The organism is Pelagicoccus enzymogenes, from assembly GCF_014803405.1.
Taxonomy (GTDB): Bacteria; Verrucomicrobiota; Verrucomicrobiia; order Opitutales; family Opitutaceae; genus Pelagicoccus; species Pelagicoccus enzymogenes.
Genome location: NZ_JACYFG010000036.1, coordinates 459,064 through 475,389, shown reverse-complemented (window position 1 = coordinate 475,389; position 16,326 = coordinate 459,064). Strand labels below are relative to the sequence as shown.

The window sequence follows — 16,326 nt, the reverse complement described above, 5'->3', positions numbered from 1 at the left end:
TGTTTCGGCAACGCCTTTTTCGTTTCCACTCTCAACATTCTCCACTCAACACATTTCTAAAAAGCAAATGAGCGTACAAATATCCGCGAAACAAGTAGGCGAACTCCGTGCCCAGACCGGCGCCGGTCTGATGGACTGCAAGAAGGCTTTGACTGAAGCCAATGGCGACCTCGAAGCAGCAGCGACTATCCTTCGCAAGAAGGGCATCGCTTCCGCTGACAAGAAGGCAGGCCGCGCGACTTCAGAGGGTCTCATCGATTCCTACATCCACCTCGGTGGCAAGGTCGGTGTCCTCATCGAAGTGAACTGCGAAACGGACTTCGTTGCCAAGAACGACGACTTCAAGGCTTTCGTTAAGGACGTTTCCTTGCACATCGCCGCTCTCAACCCTGTTTGCGTCAGCCGCGAAGAAGTTCCTGCTGACCTGGTAGAGAAGGAGCGCGAAGTCGCTGCTTCCCAAGCGGAAGGCAAGCCAGCTGCAGCGGTTCAGAAGATCATCGAAGGCAAGCTCAACAAGTACTACTCCACTGTGTGCTTGCTCGACCAGCCTTTCGTGAAGGACGACAGCAAGTCGGTTCAGGACGTTCTCACCGAGCAGATCTCCAAGCTCGGCGAAAACATGAAGATCCGTCGCTTCGTTCGCTTCCAGATCGGCGAAGAGTAATCTTCACTGTATCCGAAATCTATTACTTTAAGCGGCTTCCCTCTGGGGAAGCCGTTTTTTTGTTTATCGCCATTTTGCGGTGAGGCGCTCGTTCGGCTTCGCTCAAGATCCATGACAAGCGACGGCCCTACTTTTTCTTTGGGGAGGTGCCGAGCTTGCGGGGGAGGACTTCATGAGAGTGGGCCCAGGCGTCCCAAGCCGCGGCCATCTCGGCGACGAGCTCGGGGTGTTGGGCGGCGAGGTCGATGCTCTCGGTGCGATCGGTACGGAGGTCGTAGAGCTCCCAGTTCTCTTCACCGATTTTGCCGAGGGCCTTCCAGTCGCCTTTGCGGACGGCCCGATCGGTGTAGTGTTCCCAGAACATCCAGTGGTGGTCATCTCTGGTTTTGCCTTGGAAGACGGGAGTGAGGCTGGAGCTGTAGAGTGGGGTGATTTTATTGCCCTTGTATTCAGTGGGGTAAGACGCGCCTGCGACTTCGAGGAAGGTGGGCATCATGTCGGTGAGGTAGCCTTTGGCCTGAGTGAGCGAGCCGGGCTGCGTTTTCAATCCATCGGGCCAGTGCACGATCAGGGGGGGGTGGCGATGCCGCCCTCGTAAAGCTTGGCCTTGTAGCGGCGGAATGGAGTGTTGGAGGCGTTGGCCCAACCGGTGCCGTAGGACGAGCCCTTGTGAAGGTTTTTGCCTCCGCCGGCGCCTCCCGCGTATGGGTCGTTCACGGCGGAGAAATGACCGCCGCCGAGGTCGGTGTAAGGCTCGGCGCAGGCTCCGTTGTCGTTGAGGAAGACGAGGAGGGTGTTGTCGAGCTGGCCGGTGCTTTGAGGGTGTTGCACGAGGCGGCCGATGTTGTAGTCCATGCGGTGAACCATGGCTGCGTAGACGGCCATGCGGTAGTCGAGCTCGGCGACTTGCTGCTCGGTGAGTTGGGTCCATGCTCGGGCGCCGTCGTCGCGTTGCGAGAGTCCCCATGAGGGGGCGACGAGGCCAGCGGCGATTTGGCGTTGCCAGCGAGAGGCGCGGAGGACGTCCCAGCCTGAGCGGTAGCGACCGGTGAACTTGGCTATGTCTTCGTCTCGGGCATGCAGCGGCCAATGCGGCGCATTGAAAGCGAGGTAGAGGAAGTAGGGATCTCCCTCTGGGGTGGAGTCGATGAACTCGAGGGCGTAGTCCGTAAAAGCGTCGGTGGTATAGTAATCGCCTGCGGGCTCGGGAAGGTGTTCGTTGTCGAGGGTGAGGCCGCGGGGATGGCGCGGCTTGTGGAAGGAGGAGGCTCCGGCCACGATGCCGTAGAAGCGGTCGAATCCGCGTTGGAGCGGCCATTTTTCTTGGCCATGGTAGCCGAGGTGCCACTTGCCGGCCATGTAGGTATGGTATCCAGCAGGCTTGAGGGCTTCGGCGATTGTGACGCAATTCTTGTTGAGGTAACGTTTGTATCCAAAACCTGCATCTTCGGGTGCCGCGACCCCTGGGTCTTCGGCGAGGATACCCATTCCTGCTTGGTGCTGGAAGAGCCCTGTCAGGAGAGCGGCGCGAGTGGGGGAGCAGCGGGCGCTGTTGTAGAATTGAGTGAATCGAAGACCGTTGTCGGCGAGCCTTTGCAAGGCCGGGGTCTCGATCTCGCCGCCGTAGGGTTGGATGTCAGACCAACCCATGTCGTCGGACATGATGAGAATGATGTTCGGCTTCTCTTCGGCAATGAGTGGGGTATGAAGGGAAATGAGGGAGAGAAAGGCGAGGATGCGGTTCATCAGATAAACGGTTTGATCGCGGCAAAAGGCCGCTTCTCAAAAGAGACTAGTGTTGAAATTGCTGTTGGCGGGCGTCGATGAGGGCTTGCAGCTCCGCTACTTTTTCTGGGTAGCTGTCAGCGAGGTTGCGTTGTTCCGAGATGTCAGTGGAAAGCTGATACAGCTCGGGAGTCGCATCGTCCTTCTTGTGGTTAGCGCCTCCTTGGGGCAGGTATTTCCAGTCGCCGACGCGTACCCCTACGACTTTTCCCCTTTGGTTGTAGAAGTGTGGGGGGCGGTTGAGTGGCGTCTCGGGGTGGTAGAGTTCGGAGGTGATGTCGATACCGTCGAATTGTTCTGGTGGGATCTCCATGCCGGCGAGCTTTGCGATGCTTGGAAGAAGGTCGATGGTGACCAAGGTATCCAAGGAATCGCTACCGGCTGGTATCTTTCCGGTTTGGCGGAAAATTGCGGGAACGCGAACGCCGCCTTCGTAGGCCGTGAATTTACCGTCTCGAAACGGCCCGGCGCTGCCTGCCTGATCGCCTTTTCCTAACCAGGGGCCATTGTCGGAAGTGAATACGACAAGTGTCTTCTCGGTGCGGCCTGAGCGATCGAGGTAGTCGAGGAGCTGCCCCACGTAGTGATCGATCTCCTCGATGGTGTCGCCGAAAAGTCCTCCCTTGCTTTGTCCAGCGAATCGCTCGCTCGCGAACAAGGGCACATGGGGCATGGAGGGCGTGATGAGTACGAAGCTCGGTTGTTCGCCGGCTTGATCGATGAAGTCGATGGCCTTCTCGAAGTAGCGTCGGGTGGTGGTGGCTTGATCGGCAGGGTACTCGACGACCTTTGTGCCACTCATGATGGGCGGGTACTCCTTGACTTCGCTTTGGCGAAGCTTTTGGCGGTCGGCATTGATTCCTCGAATGAACTGTTGGGTGGCGAGGGTCTTTTGGCGGTCAAAGCCAAGGGTGAATGTCGCGTCCTCGGCGATCTCGTGCTTTGGGTCTATCCACATGTCGTTGCTGTATGGGATTCCCCAATACGTGTCGAATCCGCGGGAGGTCGGTAGGGATTCCGGATGGTCGCCCAAGTGCCACTTGCCGAATGCAGCGGTGGTGTAACCAGCTTCCTTAAGGTAGTGAGCCATGGTTTTGGCTGTTTTCGGCATGCCGGGGGAGTCGGGGAAGTAGACGCCGCCGACGCCATTGCGATCGGGATACTGTCCGGTAAGCAATGCCGCTCGGGAAGCGCTGCAGACCGAGGAGGCAACGTAGAAGTTGGTGGCTCGCAATCCTTCGGCGGCCATGCGATCGAGATTGGGCGTGCGTATGTTGGGCGCCCCGTTGGAAGCGAAGTCGCCGTAGCCCATGTCGTCCACGAAGATGATGACGATGCTCGGTGGCGTCGCGCTCGAAGCTGAAAGGGCGGTGAAAAGGGCGAGGGTTAGGAAAAGGTGTTTCATTCTTTGCTTTTGGGGTAGTTGAGGGGAGCGGTGACGCTGTTGGGAGAATCGCGACCCTTTCGACGAGCTCAAGGTCGTCGACAAGGTCGCTCCTACTTACCATTTGGTGACGTCGACGCCCATTTCGGCGAATTGGGCGGCGGCGGTGAGGAAGTGGGCGGTGATCCAGTAGACGTTCCAGCTTTCGATATAGTCGCCGCGTACGCCGTGCAAATGTTCAGCGTTGTAGTGCTGGGCGTAGGTTGTTTGGTGCAGCTGTTCGCCAGCCGAGCCCCAAGGGTCGGTCAGCTGTCCGCAGGGCACGGTGAGGAGCTTGGCGGACTTCTTGTAGGTATCGCGCCCGGTCAGTTCGCCCAGTTTCCAGAAGGCTGGGGCGCAAAGCACGCCGTAGACGTCGAGGTGCATGTTCTGCACGGAGACGGAGGTCCATCCGCGTGACCTGAAGGCGTGGTCCGCGAGACGTCCGGGTGGCATGGGAACATCCCAAACGTACATATAGCTCAGCACGACGTCACCGGCATGTTCCGCTGTGGTCAGATACTTTTTGTCGCCAGAAATCTCGTACAAGGTGAGGAAACCTTGGAGGGCTGCCCAGGCTCCTTCCTTGTCCTCGCAGCGCGCGTCGAGGGTGCCGCCCCAGTAAGGCTCCTCCATGCTGAGATGGCGTTTACGGTAGTGGTCGGCGGCCTTGCGCGCCGCCTTGAGAAAGCGTTTATTGCCGAGCAGCTCGGCTCCTTGGGCGAGTGGCGCGATGAGGAAGCCTTCGTTGGTGGAGACGGGGCGCCAATCTTTTTGCAGGATGCGGTCCGCGTGGAGCTGGCAGGCTTGGAGGAGGAAGCTTTCCCATTTCGCAGTGTCGTAGCCTCCCTGGGCCCTCGCGGCCCGCAGGGCATTGAACATATTGTTCATGGTTTGGCCTTGGGAGAGCGGGTTGCGGCGGTCCAGCCATTGGTGATCGCCGTAGTGGTAGCGGATGGAAAAACCGTCCTCGGTGAAGGGAGAGGTCGTGATAAAATCCATCGCTTTTTGGGCAATTTCCTTAGCGTTCGTGGTCTGGAAGGTTTCTCCCAATAGGATGAAAGGATAGGCGACTGCCTCGGATTGGCCGGCCCAGCCGAGGTCGATCCAGGGGCGCGTGGGGCCGGGAAAGGCATGTATGCCGGCGAATTGATCGTCCTCCCGCCATCGGCTCGCGGAATCTCGCATTTTTAGATCGAGTATCTCTTTGTAGGGCGTGTATCCGTCGGTGGAATACGCGTTGAACAAGGCAAGGGAGGCGTGGACCAGCTTGCTTAGGCCAAAGCCGCGTTGGCAGCTTTCTGCGGGTTGAAGGAAAACGGTTTTGTCGACGATGTCTCCGGGCTGCAGGACGCAGTAGGCGTCCGGGTAGTCGATAAAGCGTTTTTGCTCCCCTTTGATGATACCGGATTTCCCATTGGACGCGACGGGTCCTGAGAGGGCGGCGAACTCGACTCGATTGTCGGAGATCCGCTCGAACCCGAGTGACCACCATTGGTCGTTGACGACGCCTTGGGCGATTGGGCTGGGCAGGCTGTGCAGGGCGAGGGCGACTGTTTTTCCGTCGGAGGTCTTACCCTCTGCTCCGCTCAATGGCATGGGGAAGCGGTGTTCCTCGTAGTAGCCCCGATCGCCCGGTGATTCTCCGATGACTGGGATGCGAGTCGGGTCGATGGCTTGGCCGGCGGGATTATCGTAGTAGCTGATGCCCGGCAAGATCGGTCGCGATGCTGTGAGTGAAGATTGGATACGGACGGAGAGGGTTGTCGTCTCCAAAGGCTTCTCGCCCGTCCAGGTCCAGCGGCGCCGGAGTTCCAGCAGTCCGTCGTCCCGTTGGCGTTCAGAGTCGCGCAACTCCAGCCGTCCGCTGGGAAAGTCGATGTGACCGTAGTGAATGGTCCATTCTCCAAGGTTTTCGCTTCGTTCGGGCGAAGCGTGAGACCATTGCTCGGGCCAGTTGTTTTGCCAGGTGGAGGCGACGGACCAGCGGCCTTCTGGCGGGAATTGGAAATCGGCTGCAGAAAGGTGAGTCGCTGCGGCCAGCAGGAAGATCGGGAGGTGGCGGAGTGGCATTTTGTAAATGGAACGGGCGGATTCGCGACCAAGGTCGCTCCTACTTTTTGGGGCGTTGGGCTTTGGCTTCGGGAAGAGCGGCGAGGTAGGCCTTTAGTTCGGTCATGAGCTCGGGGCGTTGGTTGGCGATGTTCTTGGTTTCGAGGGGATCGAGTTCGTAGTCGTAAAGTTCATACTCAGCGGTGTCGCTGGGAGCTCCGGGCTCCTTCCATTCGACGATGCGGTAGCGTGCGGTACGCAGGGCGCGGCCGATTAAGGGCTTGTCTTTGGGGCCACGGGGGTAGGAGTGGTAGGCGTAGGGTTTGCTTGGCTGGGAAGGGTCGCGCAGCGTGGGGACGAGGCTGTGGCCGTCGAAGGGTTGGGGAACGACGGCGGCGGGCGGCGGAAGGTTCGCCAGCTCGGCGAGGGTAGGGAAAACGTCGACGGTCTCGGCCAGCGCCTTGGTGCGCGTTCCGGGGGTGGTGACGCCGGGAGCAATGAAGTAGAGGGGGATGCGGTTCGCTTGCTCGTAGTTGGAGTGCTTGGTCCATGAGCCATGGTCGCCTAAGTGAAATCCGTGGTCTGACCAAAGCGCGACGATAGTGTTTTCTGAGAGGCCAAGCCGATCTAGCTCGTCGATGACGCGACCGACTTGGGCGTCCATGTAGCTCGTCGCGGCGTAGTATCCATGAATCAAGGACCGTTGAAGCTCTTCATCCAGCGGGGAGGGATCGTTTTCCGGGACAGGGGTATATTGGGCGAGTTCGCCGTAGCGCTTGTGAGCGTAGCTGGGAGCGCCCACCGGGCGTTCTCGGTATGCGGCGAGCGGAATCTTCTCCCGATCGTAGAGATCCCAATATTTTGAAGGCGCGTTGAAGGGCATGTGCGGCTTGGTGAAGCCGAGGGCGAGAAAGAAGGGCTGGTCGCCTTGGGAATAGGCGTTCAATCGTTCGATGCCGATGTCGGCGATGCGTCCGTCGGAATAGGCGCTGTCATCGACGTCGGCCTTTTCCCAAGCGGCTCCGCGAGGGAGTTCGCGGTTGGGCGCTCCGGTTTTGGCGTTGGTGAAGTAGGCCTCCTCGCGCGTGAGCTGCCCTCCGGTGCTCTCCTCGAGCACGTAGTCGACGACGGGTTCGAAGTGGTAGGGCTCTGTCCAGGAAGCAGCGTCGTCGGTGTTGCCGTGGCCTACGTGGTAGACTTTGCCGACTGCGGCGGTGCGATAGCCGTGTTGGCCGAAATACTGCGGCAGGGTGAGGGCGTCAGGGTAGGCTTGGCGGAAATTCAGGCCAAGGGTGTAGAGGCCGGTAGAGCTGGAACGAGCTCCGAGCATGAGGTTGTTGCGGGAAGGAGCGCAGACGGCCTGGTTGCAGTAGGCGAGGTCAAAGCTGATTCCGCGCGCGGCGAGGCGGTCGAGGTTGGGAGTTACCGCGACGGGGTCGGAGTAGGCTCCGATCGCGGGCTTGAGGTCGTCCACGAGAATGAGGAGGACATTGGGGCGGTTTTCCGCAGCAATTGCGATGACTGCCCAGCAGCTTAAGAAAATGAAAGTAAGTAGGCTGCGTCTGCTTGCAGCTAGGAGAGCACTACGGTGCGGCATAGAACTAAGTTCCTTTCAATTAGTAGTTTGCTGGGGGATAGTGGCAATGGTTTGCCGTGAGGAACGCTCAATGGGGGAGACGAATACGCTTTCCAATAGGTCGGGAAATTCCGTCCCTTGCGAGAAAAATGCTACCAAATTGAAATAAAAAACAAAAAGACTTGCAAAAATAGTAGTCATAAAAAGGAATGCTTACGTTGTTAAGGCATCGCGCTTCTACTACTGCGCCATGTCGTGCCTCATTCTTCACCCCCCATCTTTCAACTAACTCCACATCCCTCCGCCTGTTCGGGGGCATCGTATTATGTCATTCAAGGTAGTATTCATTGGAGCCGGCAGCATCGGTTTCACTCGCAAGCTAGTGCAGGACCTCTTGGGCGTGCCCGAGTTTCGCGACATCGAGATCGCGTTTACGGACATCAACCCGGAGAATTTGGACATGGTCACGCAGCTGTGTCAGCGGGACATCGACCACAACGGGCTGGACATCAAAATCCAAAGCACGCTGGATCGCCGCGAGGCTCTCAAAAATGCCCGCTACGTGTTGACGGTCGTCCGGGTGGGCGGCTTGGACGCCTTCCAGCACGACGTCGACATACCGATGAAGTACGGCGTCGACCAATGCGTGGGCGATACGCTCTGCGCCGGCGGCTTGCTTTACGCGCAACGCGGCATCCCGGTGATGCTCGATATTTGCCAGGACTTGCTGGAGGTAGGGGAGCCGGGCGCGATGATCTTCAATTACGCCAACCCGATGGCCATGATGACCTGGGCGGCCAACACCTATGGTGGCGTGCAGACGATAGGCCTTTGCCACGGCGTGCAGAACGGTCACAAGCTGATGGCAGAAGCTCTCGCCCTGCCGCAGGAGGAAATTGATATCATTTGCGCGGGCATCAACCACCAGACTTGGTATTTGGAAATCAAGCACAAGGGGCAGGACATCCGTGGCGAGCTTTTGTCGGCCCTGGAAAAGCATCCCACGATTTCTCAAGAGGAAAAAGTGCGTATTGATGTGCTGAAGCGCTTTGGCTATTTCTCTACCGAGTCGAACGGACACCTTAGCGAGTACCTTCCCTGGTACCGCAAGCGGGCGGACCAGCTGAACGACTGGATCTCTCTCGATAAGTGGATACACGGCGAATCGGGTGGTTACCTGCGCGTTTGCACGGAAGGCCGTAGCTGGTTCCAGACGGATTTCCCGCATTGGATGTCAGAGCCGCCAGCTAACTACGGTCCAGAGCGTCGCGGCATTGAGCACGGTTCTTACATTATCGAAGGCCTCGAGACGGGGCGGGTCTACCGCGGTCACTTCAACGTGCCGAACAACGGCGTCATTTCCAATCTCGCCGACGATGCGATCATCGAGGCTCCGGGATACGTGGACCGAAACGGTATCTCCATGCCGACGGTGGGGGACTTGCCGCTCGGTTGCGCAGCGATTTGCGAGCAAAGCGTAAACGTGCAGCGTCTCGGAGTTTTGGCTGCGGTGAATGGTGACTACGACTTGCTGCGCCAAGCGATGCTACTCGACCCCTTGGTGGGCGCGGTTTGCACTCCACCGGAAGCGTGGCAGATGACGGACGAGATGATCGTAGCCCTCGAACAATGGCTGCCGCAGTACAGGAGCGCGATTGCGGGCGCCAAGGAGCGTCTCAGCAGAACGGATACGCTCATTCCGACCAAGGAAGGGTACAAGGGGGCGGCTCGTTTGAAGACGCGCTCGGTAGAGGAGCTTGCGGAGGATAAGGACTCCATCCGCGCCCTCGCGTCCAAGCACGACAAGGGTTGAGCACTTTCATAGGGTAAACTTTTCCGTTAGGTAGTTTGTCTAGGTTTAGCAGGGCGTCTTAGGGTGGCGCCCTGCTTTTTTGTAGGCGTAAGTTGCGGGAAAGTGGGAAGTGCCCTTGCGGCACGATCGATTCTGCCCAATCGCGGCACAAGGCCGCTTCCCACAGCCGGATTGAATACATCGTCAGCTAGGTTTCCACTGGCTTTGCTGATGAACCTTTTTTTGGAGGGCATCTGAAAAGCGGACCGGGTGGAACCGGTCCCTCCAGTGCTGGAAAAAAGACGCCTTCCTTGCGGAAGGCGCCTCTCCTTGTATACCGAACAACTCGGGCCCAATACCAAAGGCCCAGGTCGTTCTTATGGGGTGTGCACTAAGAAAAGTGGGTTGGTCTGTAGGCTGATTTCAGGAAGGTCTTAGTTGAGCTCCTCGATGGTGATGTTGCGGTAGTAGAGTTCTGCTCCCTCGGCTTGCAGGAGGATGGGGCCGCTGGTGAGGGGAACCCATTCTTGCTTCGTTTCGTCGAAGCGCTTCATATCCTTGGCTTCGTTGACGAGGGATCCGTTGACGAAGAATTTGGCGTGGTCGCCGTTGACTTCGAGGACCACTTCGTTCCAGCCGTGAACTTCCCAGCAGTAGCTGCGGTGAAAGCGAGCGAAGCGGGGCTTGAGGCCGCCTCGGGTGACCTCGGTGCCTTTGGGAGAATAGTTGCGAATGACGTTTTGCACGGTGGAGGTGGCTTGGGACCCAATGACCCAGAGATCGCCGGTGTCGCCTTCTTGGATCTGGCATTCGACGGAGTCGGGCCACATTTTGACCTCGCCGTGGAGGTGGAAGCAGATGCCAGCGTCGCGTACGAAGTCGTGGCGGGGGATGAATTTCTTTTCTCCCCACTTGTACTCGAGAGATAGCCGGTAGCGGCTGTATTCGTTTTCCGTGACAAGACCGGCGTAGGGTTGTTCGGAATTGTGAGCTTGGGTGGGGTAGACGTGGATGACGCCGTCTTGGTGGGAGAAGATTTCTTGCTGTTCGACGCGTCCTTGGTCGCCGATGGCGACGTACCATCCGTCGGGAATATCGCCTGCGGTGACGCTTGGTTTGAAGCTGCCGGCGAGGGCGAGGCGATCGCCTTGGTCATCGAGCTTGAAGAGGCGGGCTCGCTCTTGTTGACCTCCGTTTGGTTGGTGAAGGGCGATGACCAATTGGCCTTCGAAGGTTTTGAAAATCATGCCGTGGCCGCCGTCTTTAGCGAATAGCGGTTTCTCGATTTGGGTCCAGGGGCCAGCAAGCTTGCCGGTGTCGGAGCGGGCTTGGATGAGAGCGTAGCCTTCCGGACCAAAGGTGGACCAAATCATGATGAGTTCGCCAGCCTTGGTGCGGTAGATGAAGTTTCCGTCGGTGACGTAGCCGTGGTACTTGTGGCCGAGCTCTTTCATGCTTTTTGCCCAAGGCACGGACTTGGCTGTGAAAAGGGTCTTTGGCTCGCCGGCGAGTTCGCTCAGGTCATCGGTCAGAGGCGCGTAGTCGATGGTGCCGTCTTCGGTTTCGGCCCATTCGTGGCAATAGATTAAGTAGGGCGTGCCGTCTTCGACCCAAAGGGAACCGTCGAGGCACATTTGCTCGGGGGGCGTTTGGGAGTCCGCGGAAATGGGTTCGAAGGGGCCAAGCGGTCCGTTTTCCGAGCGGAGAATTTGAGTGCCGCGTTTCCACTGGGGAGGACCGCCTGGCTCGGCGGGACGCAGCGTGTCGTGACTGGTGAAGGTAACGAACAAGTAGTAGTTTCCTTGATACTTGTGAACCTCGGGGGCCCAGATCATTTGGCGCCCCCAAAAATCGTCGGGAAGCGTCAGCACGCTGTATGGTTGGGACCAGTTGACGAGGTCCTTGCTGACGTAGGCTTCCACGCCTTGGTTGCTCTCGTCCTTTCGGGTGAGGCGGTTCGCTTTTTGAGCGTAGAGGTAGTAAAGGCCAGTGTCCTCGTCGGCTACGATGAAAGAGTCGCGCACGCGAATGTCTTCCAGCTTCAAGGCCTCGGCAGTGGCTAATTGAACGAAAAGCGAAACGATTACGAGTAGTAGGGGGGATCTCATTCGAGAGTGATTAGGTAGCATTGTTTTTAACCAAAGATTGCATGGATGGGCACAGATAGATGAGCTTGTGGAGTGGCCATTTGTAGTAGGACCGCTAGCTCTTTTGGATGTCGGATTTGGATACCCAGGGAGGCGTTTTGGCGTCGCCGGCGGTAAAGCGTTCGTAGAAGTTTTGGTAGCGTGGGTCGGCGTATGGGTAGTGATCGAATACGCTTCCATCGGCGATGATACGTGGGTCTTCTTCTGCACGGAGCGTATCCAACAGTTTAGCACGCAGCTGGCTTTTCAATGATTTGTGGTCCGAATCGCTGGCGAGATTGTGCAAACAGTTGCGGTCGCTGGGAAGGTGGTAGAGTTCCTCGCCCGCTCGTTTGCCGAAAGAGAGCTCCCAGTAGCGGTGGCGTTCCTTGGTGTTGCGGCCCTCTAGGATGACAGTCTTGGTGGGGCTGGTATCGCAGTTTGGGTATCCGGTTTCTGGATTTCCGGCAGGCCAGCGGTCAGGCTCGAAGTTGATGACGTAGAGAAAGTCGTCGCGCACGATGCCGCGAATGGGATAGCCGACATCGTTGGGGCGGCCGATGTCGTGTCGCTCTTTGCCGATGAGCACGAAGTCGCGCTGTTGATGAGAGGGCGCGTTTTCGAAAACGGGGCGCAGGGATCTACCGGTGAGGCTGTGCATGCCAGTGGTTTCCGGGGCGATGCCGGCGTAGTCGAGGAAGGTGGGAGCGAAGTCGATGAAGCTGAGATAGCTTTCTACTTCGCGAGCGGGATTGGCGATGCCTTGAGGCCAGCTGATGGCGAGCGGGAGGCGATTGGAAAAGTCGTAGGCTTGCCCTTTAATGCGGGGAAAGGGCATGCCGTTGTCGGCGGTGACGACGACGATGGTATTCTCCAGCTCACCGATTTGCTCGAGCTTGGCTAGCATCTTGGCGAGGTGGCTATCGAAGTACTCTAGGGCGAAGGCGTGGTCGACCATGTCGTGGCGGACACGTTCGTCGTCCGGCCAGAAAGGCGGAACGGTATCGATGTCTTCGATACGCTTGTTCCCGATGTTGCTGCCGGATTGGTATTCGTAGGGGCGATGTGGTTCGTTGCCGCCGTACCAGAAGAAGAAAGGTTGCCCGGGATCGCGGTCGTCGAGGAAGTCCTCGAAGTTTGCAGCGTAGTCACAGGGGGAGATGCAAGAGGTGGGCGGAGCGAGGGTTTTACTTTGGTAAGCGGGGCAGATGACGTCGCGTGGGGAGGCGTCTTCCTTGAGGGCTTCCCCGGGGGCCCAACCTTTGCCGGTGTAGCCGACGTGGTATCCACTTTCAGATAGGGTATCGGTGACGGATTTGAACTTGGCTGGGAAGTTGCACCAGTGGTTGGCGGCCGCTTCGAGTTGCCAAGAGTTGCGTCCGGTGAGAATGGCGGCGCGCGAGGGAGCGCATTTGGCGTTAGGGGTGTAGGCCTTGTGGAAAAGGAGTCCGGAGCGGGCTACGGCGTCGAAGGCAGGCGTTTTCATCCAATCGCAACCGTAGGCAGACGCGAACGGGTAGGAGGCGTCGTCGGCAAGAGCGAAAAGGATGTTGGGTTGGGATTTTTTAACCACAGATAACGCAGATTTTCACAGGTGATGTGGGCTTGTTTTCGGCGTTGGTCGAAACCATTGGGTGAGGGTCGATTCGGTTGTGTCGGGCGATTAGGGGAGGACTTTGGGAATGAAGGGGGCTCCTGCAGTGTTATCGCGTGACAAGCACGCTCCCAGGATCCTGCATTGTTATCGCGGCGCAAGGCCGCTTCCTACGGGGAGAGTTCGTTGCGGTAGTAGCTGGCGTTACGGGCGGCTACTTGGTTGAGCTGTTGGTCGAGCTTTTGGAGCTGCTTTTTGTATTGGGGGTCGGATACGAGGTTGGTGTATTCGTAGGGGTCGGCTAGCATGTCGTAGAGTTCTTGGGAGCCGTCGCGGTAGCGGGTGTAGCGCCAGCCTTGGGTGCGTAGGGTGAGGTTACCTTCAGTGTTGGTCATCAGCACGTCTTCGGGGAATTCCGCGTTTGGGTTTTCGAGCAGCGGGGTCATGTCGTAGCCGTGCACGTGTTCGGGAATGGGAAGACCGGCGAGGCTGGCGAGAGTGGGGTAAAGGTATTGCAGGCTGACCATACGGTCGCATTCGGCCCCCTGGATAGAGGCGGGACGGCGTGGGTCGCGCATGATGAGGGTGGTGTGGTTGGCTCCTTCCCATAGGGCGTGCTTGCGGTAGCGGCGCTTGTCGCCGAGCTGCCAGCCGTGGTCGCCAAAGAGCATGACAACTGTATTGTTTTTTCGACTACTTGTTTCGACGGCATCGATAAGCTGTCCAAGGCAGTGGTCGGCGTAGGCGGTGGCGGCGAGGTAGGCTTGCACGGCCCGACGCCAACCTTCGATGGAATCTCCGTTGCGTGCGCCCGCCGCTAAAGTGAGGTCGAAGTCCTCGTTAATGAAGAGCTTGCGGACCGACTCGGGAATGTCGGCGATGTCTTGGTCGACCCAATCGACAAGGGAAGCGTCGATGCCTGTCATTTCTTGGGTGGGGAAGCGATCGTAGAATTCAGGAGGGGCGTCCCAGGGCATGTGGGGAGCGAAGAGGCCTACTGCGAGAAGGAAGGGGGCGTCGTCTGGAAGGCTGACGTGGTGTTCGGCGCCGTGCAGGTCGGTGATTTCGGCTCGTCCGGCGAGATAGAGTTCGGTCGCGAACTGTGCGTTGAGAAAGTCCCAGCTGCGCTCGGTTGGGGTGTTGCTAGATCCGAAGGTGAAGTATCCGTTTTCTGGACTGTAGGGGGAGATGCTGCACTTGGCGCGGTTGGGACCACCCATGCCCATGCGGCGCTCGATCCAGGTGTCCCAGGAGTAGGCCATGTCGGGCCAGTCGTGGGTCTCGCCGTTTTTGGTTTCGACGCTGGGTTTGTGGAAGATCTTGCCGAGGCCGATGGTCTGGTAGCCGTTTTGGCGAAGGTATTGGGGGAGGGTTACGATGCCGTCGAAGGCAGCGAAATGGCGGAAGTGGCGGCTATGCTCGGTGTATCCAGAGATATGAGGCGGCAAGCCAGTGAGGGCAGCGGTGCGGCATGGACCGCAGAGGGGTTGCGGGGAAAAGGCGTAGCTGAAGGTGGTGCTTTGGTCGGCGAGGCGGGCGATGTTGGGAGCGATACGGTCGATGACTTTTGCTCGTTGCTCCGTATCCGGATAGATCTTACGCAGGAAGTTGCCCGGCTGGTCGGCGAGGATTGCGTTGTAGTGGTTGAGGTCGTCCACCGCGATCATGAGGAAGTTTGGCTTCGACGGGCTCAACACAGGTGGTCTCTCTCCGGTTCCTCCGAAGAGAGAACAAACGAAGAGTGATGAGTGAAGAGTGAAAAGTGAAATTAAATTTTGGATACGAGACATCGTTAGGTGGGGCCTGTTATCTTTTTTTGACCACAGATCACAGGTATTTTTTGGGATCTAGTGATTAGGATGTTGGATAATGGTTACGTATAGGGGACTACCGAGTGAAACGACACTGCGGAACCGCACATGACCGCTACCTTGGGGTTAGCTTCCGGTGGCGGCTGCAGCGGCTTGTTTCTTGCGTTCGTTGTAACGGGGGTCGGGGATGCCGAGGACGAGAAAGAGGCTGATGACGGCGAAAACGGCGGAGATGGGCCAGATGTAGCGGTAGTCGTTGCCGAGCAGGCTGATGATGGCACCTCCCATGACCAGAGCGGACATACGGCCGAGGGCGTAGCAGATATTGAGCACGCCGCTGAGCTGACCAATAATGTCGCGGGGAAGGAACTCGGTGTAGAAGGCCTTGTAGGTGACTTGGAAGGTGACGGCTCCGAAGGCGAATACGACCGCTGTTATGGAGAGGGTGAGCGGACCATCGGTGAAAAAGCCAACGATGCAGCCCACTGTCATGACGGCGTAGCCGATGGCGAGGGCGACTGGCTTTGGACAGAAGCGCTCGACGGCCCAACCGATGGCGAAAGCGCTGGCGAGGGAAACGAGGGAGAAGTAGCTCCATGCTTTGCCGTAGTCGGCTCGTTCCATGAGCAGCGTCTTCACGGCGAACATGGAGGAGAATCCCTGCACGCAATTGAGGGCGAAGGCTCCGGTGAGTACCATGATGAGGTAGCGGCGGAGGGTCTTGTCGGCGAAGGCGTCCGAGAAATAGCGTTTGATGGTGAGTTTTGGGCGATTCGTCTTAACGGGCGGTTTTTCCAAGCGACCGATGTAGACGGCGACTGCGGCGACCATGATGACTTGGGCGGCGGCAGCGATATAGTAGGGGAGCTTTTCGCCGAAGAAGTTCGGACCGCCATCGAGCGCGTAGCGCATGAAGAAGAAGCCGGCGATCTGGGCGAAGGTGTTCATGCTGCCGACCATGCGGGTACGCATATCCGGAGGAACGAGGTCGGCGAGCAGCGGGTGGTCGGAACCCCAGAGGATGTCCTGAACAAGTTGATACACCACGATCAGGGAAATGAGGAGAATGAGGTTGTAGGTGGCGCTGGTCGAAAGCTCCAAGGCTCGGGCCGCGTCTGAGCCGAAAAGCTCGGCGCACCAAGCGATGACTTCTGGCGTATTGGGTACCAAGAGAAGGCAGAATGCCACGATAGGAGCCCCGACGATGAGGAAGAAGGCGCGGCGTCCGACAGGGGTCCAAATGCGGTCGCCAATGATACCGATGATGGGATTGGCCACGAAGCCGAAAGCAGGGTTGATAGCCACCAGCAAGCCGATGATGAAGGCGTCTTCGGTGAAGCGGCCAATGGTCAGCGGCAAGACCGCGTTCGATACGAACTCCGTCAGCACGAGGCCGGTCCAGAGCGAAGAAAACGCCAGGAAAAGCGGCAGTGTGGCGCGACTGTAGAGAGAAGGCGAGTTGCTGGAACTGTCAGGCACGGGTGGTTTTGGGGGGGAGTAAAC

Annotated in this window: 9 protein-coding genes and 1 pseudogene; 2 read left to right on the top strand and 8 right to left on the bottom strand. The window is 58.3% G+C overall.

Going from position 1 to position 16,326, the window contains the following annotated elements; translation table 11 throughout:
• Positions 1 to 67: 67 nt before the first annotated feature.
• Entirely contained in the window at positions 68 to 664 is a 597-nt protein-coding gene (tsf, locus tag IEN85_RS14290; protein ID WP_191617763.1) for a translation elongation factor Ts, read from the top strand.
• Between the two features lie 127 nt (positions 665 to 791).
• Here the strand turns inward: tsf and IEN85_RS14285 are convergent.
• The 4 genes and pseudogenes from IEN85_RS14285 to IEN85_RS14270 form a co-directional block, all read right to left on the bottom strand.
• Positions 792 to 2,410, bottom strand: a pseudogene (locus tag IEN85_RS14285) (arylsulfatase).
• Between the two features lie 46 nt (positions 2,411 to 2,456).
• Entirely contained in the window at positions 2,457 to 3,854 is a 1,398-nt protein-coding gene (locus IEN85_RS14280) for a sulfatase family protein (protein ID WP_191617762.1), read from the bottom strand.
• Between the two features lie 96 nt (positions 3,855 to 3,950).
• On the bottom strand, positions 3,951 to 5,945 hold the full coding sequence (locus IEN85_RS14275; RefSeq protein WP_191617761.1) for a hypothetical protein: 1,995 nt from the start codon (positions 5,943 to 5,945) through the stop codon (positions 3,951 to 3,953).
• Positions 5,946 to 5,985: 40 nt separating this feature from the next.
• Positions 5,986 to 7,521: a sulfatase gene (locus tag IEN85_RS14270; RefSeq protein ID WP_191617760.1), complete on the bottom strand. Its 1,536-nt coding sequence runs from the start codon at positions 7,519 to 7,521 to the stop codon at positions 5,986 to 5,988.
• A gap of 304 nt (positions 7,522 to 7,825) precedes the next feature.
• Here IEN85_RS14270 and melA point away from each other — a divergent pair, with 304 nt between their 5' ends.
• Positions 7,826 to 9,313, top strand: a complete 1,488-nt coding sequence (melA, locus tag IEN85_RS14265; protein ID WP_191617759.1) for an alpha-glucosidase/alpha-galactosidase — start codon at positions 7,826 to 7,828, stop codon at positions 9,311 to 9,313.
• Positions 9,314 to 9,726: 413 nt separating this feature from the next.
• Here the strand turns inward: melA and IEN85_RS14260 are convergent, their stop codons facing one another.
• The 4 genes from IEN85_RS14260 to IEN85_RS14245 all read right to left on the bottom strand — a co-directional run bounded on the left by IEN85_RS14260 (position 9,727) and on the right by IEN85_RS14245 (position 16,302).
• Positions 9,727 to 11,400: a family 43 glycosylhydrolase gene (locus IEN85_RS14260; RefSeq protein ID WP_191617758.1), complete on the bottom strand. Its 1,674-nt coding sequence runs from the start codon at positions 11,398 to 11,400 to the stop codon at positions 9,727 to 9,729.
• Between the two features lie 94 nt (positions 11,401 to 11,494).
• Complete coding sequence (locus IEN85_RS14255; RefSeq protein WP_191617757.1) at positions 11,495 to 12,991, bottom strand: sulfatase family protein; 1,497 nt, start codon at positions 12,989 to 12,991, stop codon at positions 11,495 to 11,497.
• A gap of 191 nt (positions 12,992 to 13,182) precedes the next feature.
• The gene (locus IEN85_RS14250) at positions 13,183 to 14,709 is read right to left on the bottom strand and encodes a sulfatase-like hydrolase/transferase (protein ID WP_318186624.1); all 1,527 of its coding nucleotides are present in this window, start codon (positions 14,707 to 14,709) and stop codon (positions 13,183 to 13,185) included.
• A 240-nt stretch (positions 14,710 to 14,949) separates the two neighbouring features.
• Positions 14,950 to 16,302 carry an MFS transporter gene (locus tag IEN85_RS14245; protein ID WP_191617755.1) on the bottom strand — a complete coding sequence of 451 codons (1,353 nt, stop codon included), beginning with the start codon at positions 16,300 to 16,302 and terminating at the stop codon, positions 14,950 to 14,952.
• Between the last annotated feature and the right edge of the window lie 24 nt (positions 16,303 to 16,326).

Bases quoted from the DNA above. Each gene is read 5' to 3' on its own strand.
- melA (WP_191617759.1), top strand. From the start codon at position 7,826: ATGTCATTCAAGGTAGTATTCATTGGAGCCGGCAGCATCGGTTTCACT.
- IEN85_RS14260 (WP_191617758.1), bottom strand. From the start codon at position 11,400: ATGAGATCCCCCCTACTACTCGTAATCGTTTCGCTTTTCGTTCAATTA.
- IEN85_RS14275 (WP_191617761.1), bottom strand. From the start codon at position 5,945: ATGCCACTCCGCCACCTCCCGATCTTCCTGCTGGCCGCAGCGACTCAC.
- tsf (WP_191617763.1), top strand. From the start codon at position 68: ATGAGCGTACAAATATCCGCGAAACAAGTAGGCGAACTCCGTGCCCAG.
- IEN85_RS14270 (WP_191617760.1), bottom strand. From the start codon at position 7,521: ATGCCGCACCGTAGTGCTCTCCTAGCTGCAAGCAGACGCAGCCTACTT.
- IEN85_RS14280 (WP_191617762.1), bottom strand. From the start codon at position 3,854: ATGAAACACCTTTTCCTAACCCTCGCCCTTTTCACCGCCCTTTCAGCT.